Annotated in this window: 12 protein-coding genes; 8 read left to right on the top strand and 4 right to left on the bottom strand. The window is 68.4% G+C overall.

Going from position 1 to position 14,133, the window contains the following annotated elements; genetic code table 11:
• Window positions 1-69: 69 nt before the first annotated feature.
• Complete coding sequence (locus tag HMJ39_RS12425; RefSeq protein ID WP_194297564.1) at window positions 70-1,293, bottom strand: substrate-binding domain-containing protein; 1,224 nt, start codon at window positions 1,291-1,293, stop codon at window positions 70-72.
• A 324-nt stretch (window positions 1,294-1,617) separates the two neighbouring features.
• Here HMJ39_RS12425 and HMJ39_RS12430 point away from each other — a divergent pair, with 324 nt between their 5' ends.
• From HMJ39_RS12430 to HMJ39_RS12460, 7 genes are all read left to right on the top strand, one after another.
• Window positions 1,618-2,271, top strand: a complete 654-nt coding sequence (locus HMJ39_RS12430; RefSeq protein ID WP_161384825.1) for a TetR/AcrR family transcriptional regulator — start codon at window positions 1,618-1,620, stop codon at window positions 2,269-2,271.
• Window positions 2,268-3,038, top strand: coding sequence for an enoyl-CoA hydratase/isomerase family protein (locus HMJ39_RS12435; protein ID WP_194297565.1), 771 nt, complete (start codon window positions 2,268-2,270; stop codon window positions 3,036-3,038). The genes HMJ39_RS12430 and HMJ39_RS12435 overlap by 4 nt, the downstream gene beginning before the upstream one ends.
• 100 nt (window positions 3,039-3,138) lie before the next feature.
• Entirely contained in the window at window positions 3,139-5,610 is a 2,472-nt protein-coding gene (locus HMJ39_RS12440; protein ID WP_194297566.1) for an NHL repeat-containing protein, read from the top strand.
• A 14-nt stretch (window positions 5,611-5,624) separates the two neighbouring features.
• Window positions 5,625-7,148 carry an acyl-CoA synthetase gene (locus HMJ39_RS12445; protein ID WP_194297567.1) on the top strand — a complete coding sequence of 508 codons (1,524 nt, stop codon included), beginning with the start codon at window positions 5,625-5,627 and terminating at the stop codon, window positions 7,146-7,148.
• Window positions 7,132-7,557, top strand: coding sequence for a MaoC/PaaZ C-terminal domain-containing protein (locus HMJ39_RS12450; protein WP_194297568.1), 426 nt, complete (start codon window positions 7,132-7,134; stop codon window positions 7,555-7,557). Before HMJ39_RS12445 ends, HMJ39_RS12450 begins: the two co-directional genes overlap by 17 nt.
• Complete coding sequence (locus tag HMJ39_RS12455; protein ID WP_194297569.1) at window positions 7,554-7,940, top strand: hotdog family protein; 387 nt, start codon at window positions 7,554-7,556, stop codon at window positions 7,938-7,940. The genes HMJ39_RS12450 and HMJ39_RS12455 overlap by 4 nt, the downstream gene beginning before the upstream one ends.
• On the top strand, window positions 7,934-8,893 hold the full coding sequence (locus HMJ39_RS12460) for an alpha/beta hydrolase (protein ID WP_194297570.1): 960 nt from the start codon (window positions 7,934-7,936) through the stop codon (window positions 8,891-8,893). Before HMJ39_RS12455 ends, HMJ39_RS12460 begins: the two co-directional genes overlap by 7 nt.
• 352 nt (window positions 8,894-9,245) lie before the next feature.
• On the opposite strand, the gene HMJ39_RS12465 is transcribed toward HMJ39_RS12460, so the two are convergent.
• Both HMJ39_RS12465 and HMJ39_RS12470 read right to left on the bottom strand, forming a co-directional pair.
• Window positions 9,246-10,112 carry a hypothetical protein gene (locus HMJ39_RS12465; RefSeq protein ID WP_194297571.1) on the bottom strand — a complete coding sequence of 289 codons (867 nt, stop codon included), beginning with the start codon at window positions 10,110-10,112 and terminating at the stop codon, window positions 9,246-9,248.
• Window positions 10,113-10,233: 121 nt separating this feature from the next.
• A complete protein-coding gene (locus tag HMJ39_RS12470; protein WP_194297572.1) occupies window positions 10,234-11,763 on the bottom strand; it encodes a fumarate hydratase in 1,530 nt (509 codons plus the stop codon).
• Between the two features lie 138 nt (window positions 11,764-11,901).
• Between HMJ39_RS12470 and HMJ39_RS12475 the strand changes: the two genes are divergently transcribed.
• Window positions 11,902-13,200: an APC family permease gene (locus HMJ39_RS12475; RefSeq protein ID WP_194297573.1), complete on the top strand. Its 1,299-nt coding sequence runs from the start codon at window positions 11,902-11,904 to the stop codon at window positions 13,198-13,200.
• A gap of 53 nt (window positions 13,201-13,253) precedes the next feature.
• On the opposite strand, the gene HMJ39_RS12480 is transcribed toward HMJ39_RS12475, so the two are convergent.
• Window positions 13,254-14,132, bottom strand: a complete 879-nt coding sequence (locus tag HMJ39_RS12480) for an alpha/beta fold hydrolase (RefSeq protein ID WP_194297574.1) — start codon at window positions 14,130-14,132, stop codon at window positions 13,254-13,256.
• Window position 14,133 lies beyond the last annotated feature (1 nt).

Below are 14,133 nucleotides of genomic sequence, written 5' to 3' on the forward strand. Positions count from 1 at the left end.
CCCTTCGTGTTATCGGAATCATCGGGATCGGGGATGGGAGGCGTGGCCCGGCGGGGCCACGCCACCGGCTTAACGGTCGTTGCGGATCGGGATGTTCATCTGGTCGATGGCGATCTTGCGCACCAGCTCCGGCACGCCGGCGGTCACGGCGCGGTCGGCGAACCAGTCGTCACGCTCTTCCACCTTGACGCGGAAGTGGTACATCTCCTGCAGCGCCTGGTGGTCCTCGTCGCGGAGGATCATCTTGCCCTTGGGGGTCTCGAACACCAGCCCTTCCAGGGCGCTGATCAGGTCCTCGCTGTCGGTGGACCCCTCGGTCTCGCGGATCGCCGCGGTGATCGCCATGGCCTGGGAGAAACCCTGGGCGGTGAAGAAGTCCGGCGCCGCGTCGAAGCGCTTGAAGTGCTCCTTCACGAACCAGTCGTTGATGTCGTTCTTGGGCGACTCGAAGTAGTAGAAGCCGGCGCCTTCCATGCCCGGGAACTCGGAGTAGCTGACCATGGCCGCCAGGATGTTGCCGCCGGTGGCCAGCTTGATGCCATAGCGTTCCGGCTGCAGGTCCTGGATGCGGCTGAGCGGATTGGCGCTGCCCGCCCAGATGGCGAAGATGTACTTGCCCTGCTCGCAGTCGTCACGGTCCTTCAGGGAATTGAACAGCCGCTGGGCGGCGGCGGTGAAGTCGGTGGCGTCGGTGGGCAGGTATTCCTCGTGGACCACCTGGCCGCCCTGGCCTTCCATCGCTTCCTTGTAGGCGGCCACGCCGTCGCGACCGAAGGCGTAGTCCTGGGCGATGGTGGACACGCACACACCCGGTTCGCCCAGGGCCACCGCGTTGGACACCGCGTCCTGGGAGGAGTTACGGCCGACCCGGAATACATAGCGGTTCCAATCGGCGCCGGTGATGGCGTCGGCCACGCCCTCGGGCATGATCACGCGCTCGTACATCTCGGCGATCGGCAGGGTGGCCAGGGCCACGCCGGAGGACACCGGGCCCACCACGATGTGGGCGTCGTCCTCGGCGTAGGCTTCCTCCACCAGGGAGCGCGCCCGGGCCGGGTCGAGCTGGGTGTCCTTGTCGATGATTTCGATCTTGCGGCCTTCGATCTCCATGCTGCCGTCGGTGGCGTACTCGAAGCCCATCTTCATGCCCACGCTCAATTGCTCCGCGTAGGCGGACAGCGGGCCGGTGAAACCGGTGACATGGGCAATGCGAATGGAATCGGCGGCCTGGGCCGCGGGCGCGGCGGCGAGAGCGGTGAGGGTGAAAGCCGTCGCGGTAATGAGACGCTTCATAGGATCTCTCCCTTGTTGTTTTTCCGGCGCGGAGCCGGGGTTGTTGTTGTGTTGTTTATTCGGAGTTCGCCAACAATATGACAACTGATTCACCTTTCCGCAAGGGGTTGGCCAAAAAAATTCCACGATCGTGGAATATTGCCAAAAGGCACCAACGGAATAAGCGCAAAGCCTTTTATAAAAGGGGTTTCAAACCATCGACCGGGAGCCGGCGGCACCCTCTCCGAGCCACCATCCAGGTCTGGCCGGTTGACAGAACCGGGGCCCGAACCTAATTTAGTTGAATACCGATTCAACTTTCAAAGAACAACAACGGCCCCTTCCATGAACACTGCTGTCAACGCCAAACAGGCCGGCGCCGCCGGCAACCCGGGCCCCGGCGCCCCCAAGACCGCCCGCGGCGCCCGCACCCGGGCACGCATCCTGAAAGCGGCGGAAGACACCTTCGGCACCCTCGGCTATCACCGCGCCGGCATCAGCGATATCACCCGCGCCGCCGGCGTCGCCCAGGGCACCTTCTACACCTACTTCGCCGGCAAGGAAGAGATCCTGCGCGAGCTGGTGCGCGACATGGGCCACCAGGTCCGCGCCCACCTGGCCGCCGAGATCGTCGACGCCCGCGACCGGCTGGAAGCCGAGGAGAAAGGCCTGCGCGCCTTCCTCCAGTACCTGTTCGAGAACCCGTCCCTGTACCGGGTGCTGCAGGAAGCCCAGTTCGTCGACGAAAGCATTTACCGGGATTACTACGAGGCCTTCGGCAAGGGCTACCTGCGCATGCTGGCCAACGCCACCCGCAAGGGCGAGATCCGCGCCGGCAACAACGAGGTGCGGGTGTGGGCACTGATGGGCATGTCCAATTTCCTGGGTCTGCGCTACGCGCTCTGGGAACGGGACGTGCCGTTCGACGAGATCGTCGACACCATCGCCGACCTGTTCCGCAACGGCCTGACCCTGGACGGCAAGGAGAAAGCCTCATGAGCGCCGCCACCCTCCATGCCGCCACCCTGCACGTCGAGGACCGCGTCGCCCGGCTCACCCTGAACCGCCCGGAACGCCACAACGCCCTGGTGCCGGAGCTGCTGGACGCGATCCGCGAGCAGCTCGCCCGGGTGCGCGACAGCGACGCGGCGGTGCTGATCCTGGACGCCAACGGCCGCTCCTTTTCCAGCGGCGGCGACGTGGCCGGCTTCTTCGACACGCCCCGGGCCGAACGCCGCGCCTACGCGGAGAGAGTGGTGGGCACCCTCAACGCCACCCTGCTCGACCTGCTCGACCTGCCGGTGCCCACGGTGGCGGCGGTGCACGGCCTGGTCACCGGCGGCTCCCTGGGTCTGGTGCTGGCCAGCGACATCGCCGTGGCCGGCGACCGGGCCAGCTTCGCGCCCTGGTACACAGTGGTGGGCTACAGCCCGGACGGCGGCTGGACGGCGCTGATGCCGGAGCGCATCGGCCGCGCCCGGGCATTGGATATTCAGTTGACCAACCGCCGCCTGGACGCCGACGAGGCCTATCGCCTGGGTCTGGTGCAGTACCGCGCCGGCGCCGACGACACCGGCGCGCGGGCCCGGGAAGTGGCGGAAAAAATCCGCGACGCCCGGCCCCACAGCGTGGCCCGCACCCTGGCCCTGACCCGCCCGGACCGGGCCACCGTGGCCGCCGGCCTGGAGGCCGAATACCGGCATTTTCTGGAGCAAATAGAAAGCGACGAGGCGGACCTCGGCATGGCCGCCTTCCTGAAACGATAAGCGTCTGATCGCGACTGAAGTCGCTCCTACGGAGCCCCCTGTAGGAGCGACTTCAGTCGCGATACAAGACGCGAAGAATAACAACCAACGGGAGAGCATCATGAAAACAAAAAACCTGGCCGGCGCGCTGCTACTCGGCGCCCTGCCCCTCACCATCCCCCTCACCGCCGGCGCCTTCGACACCTTCGCCGACGAGGACCGCTCCGCGGAACTCAGCGGCGAGCCGGTGCAGCAACGCTACCAGTTCAACACCCCCACCACGGTCACCTATGACCGCGACTCGCTGAGCGGCGGCGCCAGCGGCGCCCGGGTCTACGTGGCCGACATGGGCAACCACGAAATCAAGGTGCTGAACCTGAACGGCGCCCTGGTGGGCCGCCTGGACGACGCCGACACCACCCTGGCCGGCGACAGCCCGGCCGCCTCGGTGCCGGAGATCCGCGCGCCCCTGGGCATCGCCTTCCTGTCGGAAAGCGAAGCGGACGACGACCGCCTGGCCGGCCTCTACGTCAACGACGTGGGCCGCCAGCAGATTCACTTCTTCCGCACCGTGGCCGGCGCCGCCGGCGACTTCGAATACGTCACCTCCATCGGCCAGCCCGGCCACGGCGGCGGCGAGGACCTCTACCTGCCGCGCAACATGACGATCACGCCGCAGGGCTTTATCTACGTTTCCGATGAGTTCAACCACCGGGTCAAGGCGTTCAGCATTGATCCGGACAACGGCTACCAGGTAAGCCTGATCCAGACTCTGGGCCACCAGGAAAGCGGCGACTATGTGCAAGCCGGGCCGATCATCCGTGGCGTGGACAAGAACTACGGCAGTGACTCCACCCACTACGACGACTACGCCGGCGAGCCCGCCAAACGGGACGGCTACCGCATTCCCCAGGGGATGACCTACTACCAGTCGCCGGACAACGGCGCCACCTACCTGTACGTGGCGGACAACGGCAACAACCGCATCAAGATCTTCCGCGTCGACACCGGCACCGGCCAGCTCACCCTGGACGACATGCTGGGCCGCTTCCGTGACGACGACGGCGACGTGGACCACCTCAAACGCCCGCGCGGCGTGCGCACCGACCTGGACGGCAACCTCTACGTGGCCGACACCTACAACGGCCGCATCCTGCGCTTCGATAATCTGGCCGCCACCACCGACAGCGACCCGATCCGCTACCGCGCCAACCAGAGCAGCGACGCCGAAGCGGCCTGGGTGTACGGCCGCCTGGGCATCCACCAGGTGGAAATGCGCGCGCCCACCAGCGCCGGCACCGAGGACGAAGCCTTCCAGCTGCCCAACGATCTGGTGCCGGTGATCCGCGCCGACGGCAGCTTCTACCGGGAGAACATCTATTCCTGGGGCTACTACTACAGCAACGCCCGGGTGCATCTGGTCAGCGACTCCGGCAACAACCGCATCAAGAAATGCTGGACCAATTCCAGCGGCACCAGCCTGCTGCGCTGCTCCGTGTCCGCCGGCGTGGGCACCGTGTCCGATAATGAATACTGGGGCCACCCGCGCACCCTGGCCGGCCAACTGCACTCCGCCAGCGGCATGGCCTGGTTGGGCAGCAAGAACCGCCTGCTGGTCAGCGACACCCCCAACACCCGCATCAACATGTACGACGGCAGCGGCACCTATCAGGGCCGCTTCCCGGGCACCAACATCAGCTACGGCGTGACCGGCATCGCCACCTTCAACGACCCCAACATCGGCGAAGGCGTGGCGGTGCTGGTGGGCGCCGACGCCACCCTGCCCTGGCCCTACACCGGCGACGCCAGCCTGCGCATCTACGACGCGGACGGCAACCTGGAGGAGTTGTTCAACCTGAGCTACCGCACCGGCGGCCTGTCCGCCCCGGAGATCGGCCTGTCCACCAGCAACACCAACTACCCGGTATCGGTGTCCGTGCACGGCGAAGGCGGCGACGAGCACGCGGTCTACATCACCAGCTTCGGCAACTACGTGTGGCGCTTCGACTACGACAGCGGCAGCGGCACCCTGGATGGCAACTGGTACGCCGGCGGCCCGGATAGCGCCAAGGGCAACGACCTGGGCGAAAACTGGAGCCTGGGCCCGGACTTCTTCGAGCAAGGCGCCGCCGGCACCTTCGACCAGATCGGCGATGTGCTGGCCCTGGACGACCGGGTCTACGTCACCGACCGCCGCAACCAGCGCCTGCAGGCCCTGGACCCGGCCACCGGCGCCCGCCTCGGCCAGGTGGGTCTGGGCGGCGGCACCTACGACCACCCGGAGGGCCTTGACCCGGACCGCCTGTTCCTGCCCGCCGGCCTGGCCTACGACGCCGGCCATGACGCCCTGATCGTGGCGGACGGCTTCAACATGGTGGCGCGGGTCTGGAATAACCCGGACGACTACGCCCCCAACGCCAGCGGCGTGATCGACCCGGCCTACCAGGGCCACTGGCTGGACCGCGACCTGGGCACCCGCCCCGGCGGCCTGTTCGACACCGAGCAGGTGGCGGTGGGCGGCGGCAACGTCTATGTGTTCTCGTTGATCAGCAACCGCATCACCCGGTTCAGCTGGTCGGAGTTGAATCCCTGATCGGAGAATAAAAAATGGAGATGTTCGACCTGCTCGCCCACCGGGCCCGGGTAACGCCGGCCCGGCCGGCGCTGGAGGACCTGGACAGCGGCGAACGCTACGACTACGCCGGCCTCAACGAGCGGGCCGCGCGGCTGGCCGCCGCCGCCCGCGAGCACTGGGGGCTCCAGGAAGGCGACCGACTCGCCTTCCTGGGCCACAGCCGCGCGGAATTCTTCGCCATGCTGTTCGGCTGCGCCAAGGCCGGCCTGATCCTGGTGCCGCTCAACTGGCGCCTGGCGGTGCCGGAGCTAGCCGTGCTGATGGACGACTGCAAGCCCGGCGCGCTGATCTTCGGCGCCGAGTTCGCCGACGCCGCCGCCACCCTGGCGGAGCGCCAGCCCGGGCTCACCCTGGTGGCCCTGGACGGCGCCGCCGCCGGCCAGCGCGACTACCCGGCGGATCTGGCCGACACCGAGCCGGACACCCGCGCCCACCCGGACAAGGACCCGGACACCCCCTGGTACCTGCTCTACACCTCCGGCACCACCGGCAAGCCCAAGGGCGTGATCCAGACCTTCCGCATGATGCTGGCCAACTACCTCAACATCGGCCTGGCGGTGGAACTCACCGGCAGCGACGTGCTGCTCAACGTGCTGCCGCTGTTCCACACCGCCGGCATCAACCTGTATTCCTCGGCGGTGTTCCTGGCCGGCGGCAGCGTGCTGGTGCCGCGCGGCTTCGAGCCGGACCAGGCCCTGCGCGCCCTGGAGGAGCGGGCCACGGTGTTCTTCGGCGTGCCGGCGGTGTACCAGGCACTGATTGACCACCCGGCCTTCGACGGCCGGCGGCTGGAGCGGGTGCGTTCCTGGGGCTGCGGCGGCGCGCCACTGTCCCTGCCGGTGGCGCAGCGCTACGTGGACCAGGGCATCCGCGTGCGCACCGGCATGGGCATGACCGAAACCGGCCCCACGGTGTTCCTGCTCGACGAGGACAGCGTGATCGACAAGATCGGCTCCGTGGGCCGCCCGCAGCTGCTCACCGAGGTGCGCATCGTCGACCGCGACGGCCGCGACGTGCCCGAGGGCGAGGCCGGCGAGCTGCTGATCCGCGGCCCCAACATCACGCCGGGCTACTGGAACCGGCCCGACGCCACCGCCGAGGCGATCCGCGCCGACGGCTGGCTGCACAGCGGCGACGTGGCGCGACGGGACCAGGACGGTTATTACTATATCGTCGACCGCTGGAAGGACATGTACATTTCCGGCGGCGAAAACGTCTACCCCGCCGAGGTGGAGAAGGTGCTCGAGCAGCACCCGGCGATCGCCGAGGTGGCGGTGGTGGGCATGCCCGATGAACGCTGGGGCGAAGTGGGCAAGGCCTACTACGGCCTGCAACCGGACCAGGATGACCCCGGCGAGGACGCTCTGCGCGACTACTGCCGCGAGCGGCTGGCGGGCTACAAGGTGCCGAAGGCATTCCAGCGCGTCCAGGCCCTGCCGCGCAATGCCCTGGGCAAGGTCACCAAACAGGAGTTACGCGATGACGCACGACGCTAAGCAACAGGATAACGACCGCTGCATTGCCTGCATCGAGCGGGACCTGGTCCTCGAGCAGTCCGACTTCGACCGCTTCGCCACGCTCAGCGGCGACCACAACCCGATCCACGTGGACCCGGACTACGCCGCCGCCACCCGCTTCGGCGCCACCGTGCCCCACGGCATGCTGCTGTTCACCGCGGTGCGCGGCCTGATCGCCGACCAGTACCCCGGCGCGGACCTGGAGACCCAGGAACTGATGTTCCCGGCGCCGGCCTTCGCCGGCGACCAGATGCTGATCCGGCTGAGCATCCCGGCGCCGCCGGAAAACGACCATCTGGAGCTGCGCACCCAGGTGATCCGCTCCGACGACCAGCTCTGCCTGGACGGCCGCTGCCGCCTGAAACTGAACCACGAGGACCCCCGATGAGCGACCACGAGCTGCCCCGTTTCGAGCGGCTGAGTATCGGCGACCGGGCCCAGGTGTCGCGCCGCTTCGAGGCCGCCGACCTGGAGCAATGGTGCCGCCTGGCCGACCACGACGGCGTGTGGCCGGAGGAAGTCCCCGAGCCGCTGATCGCCGCCCTGTTTTCCTACCTGCTGGGCGAGGAGCTGCCCGGCCACGGCACCAACTACCTGAAACAGAAGATGCGCTTCCACGCCGCCGGGCGGCCCGGGGAAACCCTCACCGCCACGGTGACGGTGTCGCGCCTGCGCCGGGACAAGGCGCTGGTCTACCTGGACACCCGCTGCACCGGCGAGGACGGCCGTCTGATCTGCGACGGCGATGCCCTGGTGCTGTTTCAATGCTGAAAGCGGACCATCCGAACGCCGGCCTAGCCGGCTGGCTGGACGGCCTCAACCGCCTGGTGGCCGAACAGGCCGCGCGCGGCGTGGCGGCCACCCCGGCCTCGGTGCGCGACAGCATGGCCGCCATGACCCGCAACCTGGTCACACGGTCACCGGCGCTGCCCTGGGTGGGCGACGCCACCGTGCCCGCCGACGGCGGCCCGGTGCCGGTGCGGCTCTACGATCCGGCCCCGGAGACGCGCAAGCCGGTGTGCCTGTTCTTCCATGGCGGCGGCCACCTGGCCGGCAGCGTGGCGGTCTATGACCCGATCTGCCGCAAGCTGGCCGAGGCCAGCGGCCGGCTGGTGGTCTCCGTGGACTACCGGCTGGCGCCGGAGCACCCCTACCCACGGGGGCTGGAGGACTGCCTGGCGGTGGCCCGCCATCTGTGGCCGCTGCTGGAGGCCGAGGGGCGCCGGGTGGAACGGCGCCTGAGCCTGGCCGGGGATTCCGGGGGCGGCACCCTGGCGGCCACGGTAAGCGCCGTGGCCCAGGACGATCCGGACCTGACCATCGAGCGGCAGGTGCTGATCTACCCGAGCCTGGATTACACCCTGGACCACCCTTCCGTGGAGGAGAACGGCCACGGCTACCTGCTGGAGACGCCGCGTATCCGCTGGTACTTCGACCATTATTTCCAGGACGGGCCCGCGCCGGACGCGGAGCGGCGCCGCGCCGCCTCGCCGCTGTACATGACGATCAGCGAGCGGCTGCCGGAAACCCTGGTGATCACCGCCGGGTTCTGCCCGCTGCGCGACGAGGGCCTGGCCTACGTGAAGCGCCTGGAGGCCGCCGGCGTGCCGGTGCGGCATGTGCCCTTCGCGGACATGATTCATGCCTATCTGAATCTGGAGGATCTGGTGCCCGAGGCTTGCGCGGAGACCTATCGGGTGGTGGGAGAATTCCTGGCTCGGTGATTCGGCGTGGGGAGGTGTCGTCGGAGGTGGGTTCTCCAGCGGGGGCGCGTCCCGGCGTGGCCCCCTTTCCGGGAACGCCGTGAACCCGTCCCTGGGGCTCCCGGTTTGACATCCTGTCAAACAGGGTCCCGGAAAGGGGGCCACGCCGGGACGCGCCGAGGTAGCTGCCACGACAGGTAGCCGGAATGAGCGGTTGGGGGCGTGGCGGGTGCGGCTGGCACCGAGCGTGGAAAGGATGCGGTAGGAGCGACTTTAGTCGCGATGGGGGTGGCACGGCGGTTCAGGGGGTGATCGCGACTAAAGCGGGATGCCGCCCAGTCGCTCCTACGCGTGTTAGAGGCGCGGGCGGGGGTCAGCCGCTCTGGCCGTCGTCGTCGGCGGCGGGGCGGCGGAGCAGTTCGTCGATGCCGTAGCAGGGGCCGGCCATCAGGTTCTGCGCCAGCATGAAGCGGTCCCGGGGGGTGTCGGCGGTCATTTCCGCCACGCTCAGGGATTCCAGCATCCAGGTGTCCCAGACGTTGACGAAGTGGGCGCGGATGTCCACGTCGCCGCGCAGCATGTCCGCCTGCAGGGCGGTGACGGTGAGGTCGCCACCGTCCCGCTCCACCTGGTAGCCCTGGTTGGGGTAGCCCACCTCCAGGCAGGCCAGGAAGTTCTTCATGGAGCGTTCCGAGGGCTGGCCCAGGGAAAACGCCAGAGGCTGGTCGGGCAGATCATCAAGGACCTGCAGGATATGGGCGTCGGCGAGCCGTTCGCGCAGGCGTGCCTGGTTCTCTTCCTCGGCGTTGGCTTGCTGGCGTTCCTCGGCGTCGCGCCGGGCGGCCTCCATGGCTTCGCGCACCCGCCGCTCTTCCGCGCGCTGTTCCGCCAGCGCCCGCTGGTGGGCCTGCTCGGCCTGGTAGGCCCGTTCCACCAGGCGCGCCATTTCCTGGTTGAAACGGCGTGCTTCCTCGATGCGCCGGCGGCAGGCCGGCAGCCACAGTTCCTCGAGGGTGCGTCGCGGTACGTAGCGTTCGGTGTCGTGGGCCTGGCGCAGGTTTTCGCAGCTGCCCTCCAGGGCACCCAGGTCGCGGATGGCGGTGTAATCGAGCCCGTCCACCGTGGCCGGCGCCGGGATGCGGCCGATCAGGCCGGCGGTGGTGTTCATCAGGGAAGCGCAGCCGCTCAGGCCCATGGCCAGCAGCCCCACCCCCAACAACAACGGTAAACGGCGCGTCATAAAAAAAAAGCCAATCGACGGCGATCAAGACTTCCGGCGCCGGGTCCATTGAACCGGGCCCGGCGTCCCCCGGTGCTCTAGGAGTCCAGGCACCGGGTTAAGTTCCGTCAAAGTGGAAGATTCAGGCGGTTTCCGCTTTTTCGGCGATTTTCTTCTTCCAGATCACCGGGCCGGTCTTGTGCACGGACTCGCCCTCGGAGTCCACCGCCACGGTCACCGGCATGTCCTCCACCTCGAACTCGTAGATGGCTTCCATGCCCAGGTCCTCGAAGGCGGCCACGCGGGAATGGCGAATCGCCTTGGACACCAGGTAGGCGGCGCCGCCCACGGCCATCAGGTAGACCGCCTTGTTGTCCTTGATCGCCTCGATGGCGGTGTCGCCACGCTCGGCCTTGCCGACCATGCCGATCAGGCCGGTCTTCTCCAGCATGGTGCGGGTGAACTTGTCCATGCGGGTGGCGGTGGTCGGGCCGGCCGGGCCCACCACTTCGTCGCCCACCGGGTCCACCGGGCCCACGTAGTAGATAAAGCGGTTGGTGAAGTCCACCGGCAGTTCCTCGCCCTTGGCGATCATGTCCACCATGCGCTTGTGGGCGGCGTCACGGCCGGTGAGCAGCTTGCCGGACAGCAGCAGGGTGTCGCCGGGCTGCCAGGTTTGCACTTCTTCCGGGGTCACGGTGTCGAGGTTGACGCGCTTGGCGCCCTCGTCGTTGCCCCAGGCGATGTCCGGCCATTCCTCCAGGTCCGGCGCCTTCAGGTCCGCCGGGCCGGTGCCGTCGAGAATGAAGTGGGCGTGGCGGGTGGCGGCGCAGTTGGGAATGATCGCCACCGGCTTGTTGGCGGCGTGGGTGGGGTAATCCGCCACCTTCACGTCCAGCACCGTGGTCAGGCCGCCCAGGCCCTGGGCGCCGATGCCCAGGGCGTTGACCTTCTCGTACAGCTCCAGGCGCAGTTCCTCGGCGCGGGTCTGGGCGCCCCGGGCCTGCAGCTCGTGGATGTCGATCGGGTCCATCAGGGATTCCTTGGCCAGCAGCATGGCCTTCTCGGCGGTGCCGCCGATGCCGATGCCGAGCATCCCCGGCGGGCACCAGCCGGCGCCCATCTTCGGCACCTGCTCGAGCACCCAGTCGACCACGGAATCGGACGGGTTGAGCATGGCGAACTTGGACTTCGCCTCGGAGCCGCCGCCCTTGGCCGCCACGTCGATTTCCAGTTTGTCACCGGGGACGATGGAGTAGTTGATCACCGCCGGGGTGTTGTCCTTGGTGTTAGCGCGCTTGCCGTCCGGGTCCGCCAGCACCGAGGCGCGCAGCACGTTGTCCGGGTGGTTGTAGGCGCGGCGCACGCCCTCGTTGATCATGTCGTCGAGGCTCATACTCTCTTCCCCGGAGGACGCCTCGAACGTCACGTTCATGCCGACCTTGGCGAACACCGTGACGATGCCGGTGTCCTGACAGATCGGCCGATGCCCCATGGCGGACATGCGCGAGTTCACCAGAATCTGCGCCATGGCGTCCTTGGCCGCCTTGCTCTCTTCCTTTTCGTAGGCTTCCTTGACGCCACGAATGAAATCCACCGGGTGGTAGTAGGAGATGTACTGCAGGGCGTCGGCCACGCTCTGAATCAGATCGTCCTGGCGAATCACCGTCATCGGGGTACTCCTGGGCTTGGAACGAGGGGCGCGCATTATAGCCCAGGGTGGCGGCGTGTTCACCCGCCCGCGTCAGACGCTGGCACCACCGCCCGGCACCCGGCAGAATCCCGGTTCTGACAAAGGACGGAGAACCGCGTGGGCGGCAACGACGACAAACTGGGCCTGGCGACGGTCACCGCCATCGGCATCGGCGGCATGATCGGCGGCGGCATCTTCGCGGTGCTCGGGCTGGCCATCGCCACCGCCGGCCACGCCGTGGCCCTGACCCTGGCCGGCGGCGGCGTGATCGCCCTGCTCACCGGCCTGTCCTACGCCCATCTGGGGCTCGCCTACCGGGACGACGGCGGCAGCTTCACCTACATCGAGAAGGCGTTCGACTCCCCCACCCTGGCCGGCTTCGCCGGCTGGTTGCTGGTGGCCGGCTACGTCGGCACCCTGGCGCTCTACGCCAGCGCCTTCGGCGACTACGGCGCCAGCCTGCTCACCGAGCCCGGCGGCAAGCCGGTGCTGGCGCCGCTGCTGGCCGCCGGGGTGCTGCTGGCGTTCCTGGCCATCAACCTGACCGGCGCCAGGCTCTCCGGCGGCGTGGAATTGACGGTGGTGGCCATCAAGCTGGCGATCCTGGCGCTGTTCGCCGTGGTCGGTTTCACCACCGTGCAGCCGGATCATTTCACCCCCCTGTTCGACCGGGGCCTGGTCACGCCGCTGGCGGCCATGGCACTGATCTTCGTGGCCTACGAAGGCTTCGAGCTGATCCCCAACGCGGTGGACGAAATGAAGGACCCGGAGCGCAATCTCAAGCGCGCCCTGGTGATCGCCATCCTGGTCACCACCGCCCTGTACGTGGTGGTGGCCCTGGTGGCCCAGGGCAATCTCACCGCCACGCAGATTCAGCAGGACCAGGAGTACGTGCTGGCGGTGGCCGCGCGCCCCACCCTGGGCCAGGCGGGCTTCGTGCTGATCGGCCTGGCGGCGCTGCTGTCCACCGCCTCGGCGATCAACGCCACCCTGTTCGGCGCCGCCCGGCTGGCCATGGTGATGGCCCGGGAGCACGCCCTGCCCCGGGTGTTCTCCCTGCGCGAACGGACCCGGTCGGTGCCCTGGGTGGCGTTGCTGGTGCTCACCGGCCTGGCGCTGCTGTTCACCCTGGGGGCGCCGCTGGCGGTGATCTCCACCTTCGCCAGCGCCACCTTCCTGATCATTTTCACGGCGGTGAACCTGGCGGCGCTCAAACGGCACCGGGCCATCCGGTTGAACCGCTGGGTGCCCCTGGCCGGGGCGCTGCTGGCGGCGGCCAGCCTGGTGGTCCTGCTGGTGCACACCGGGCGCCAGGACCCGGAGGGGTTGGCCTGGCTGGGCGGGTTCTATCTGGTGGCGGGGGTGTTGGAGGCGGTTCTGGTGGCCCGGCGTGGGCGGCGGGCTTATCGCGACTGAAGTCGCTCCTACAGTGGCTCTGTAGGAGCGGCTTTAGCCGCGATCCGCACGGATCAGACCAGGCATTCCCCGCGCTGCAGGTGGCGCACCAGCAGATCGGCCACCGCGTCCGGCCGCTCCAGGTGCAGGAAGTGCCCGGCGTCTTCCACCCGCTCCACGTACAGGCCGGCGGGAAAATCATCGGTGTTGATGGTGTGGTCCAGCAGCCTCGGGCTCATGCAGCCGTCGCGCTCGCCCATCAGCACCTGGGTCGGCACCGTCACATCCAGGGACAGCCACTCCTGGGCCTCGCGCTGCTGCTTGCGCCACAGGCGGATCAGGTGCCGGTACCAGCCCAGGGCGGCGGGCAGCACGCCGGGCTCCGCCAGGACGCGTTTGGCGTTCTCCAGGTACTCGCCCGGTTCCCAGTCCGGCGACCAGCGCCGCCACAGCCGCTCCACGCCGCCCAGGTCGTCGCGCTTGAGCCAGGCCTCCGGGGCCACCGGCAGCTGGAAGAACTGCATGTAGCCGCTCAGCTTGATCTGCTCGGGCACCTTGAGCAGGGCCTTGGGCAGGCGCTTGAGCGGCGGGATCGCCAGGGCGTTGAAGGTGCAGAACGAATCCGGGTAGCGGGCGCAGGCCAGGTAGCCCACGGCGGCGCCCCAATCATGGCCGATCAGATGCACGCGGCCACCGAGCTGGTTGGCGAACACCAGCAGATCGTCCACGGCGGCGTGCAGGGAGTAATCGCCACTGCCGGGCTGGCAGGACGGCGCGTAGCCGCGCAGTGCCGGCGCCACGCCGGTGTAGCCGGCGTCCGCCAGGCGCTCCAGGATACCGGCCCAGTTCTCATGGCAGTCGGGAAAGCCATGCAGCAGGATCACCGGCTCGCCGTCACCGGTGAGCAGGGCGGGAAAGCGCAGGTGCCCGTTGACCAGTTCCACTTGCTTCATA

The organism is Alloalcanivorax profundimaris (assembly GCF_015265435.1).
Taxonomy (GTDB): domain Bacteria; phylum Pseudomonadota; class Gammaproteobacteria; order Pseudomonadales; family Alcanivoracaceae; genus Alloalcanivorax; species Alloalcanivorax profundimaris.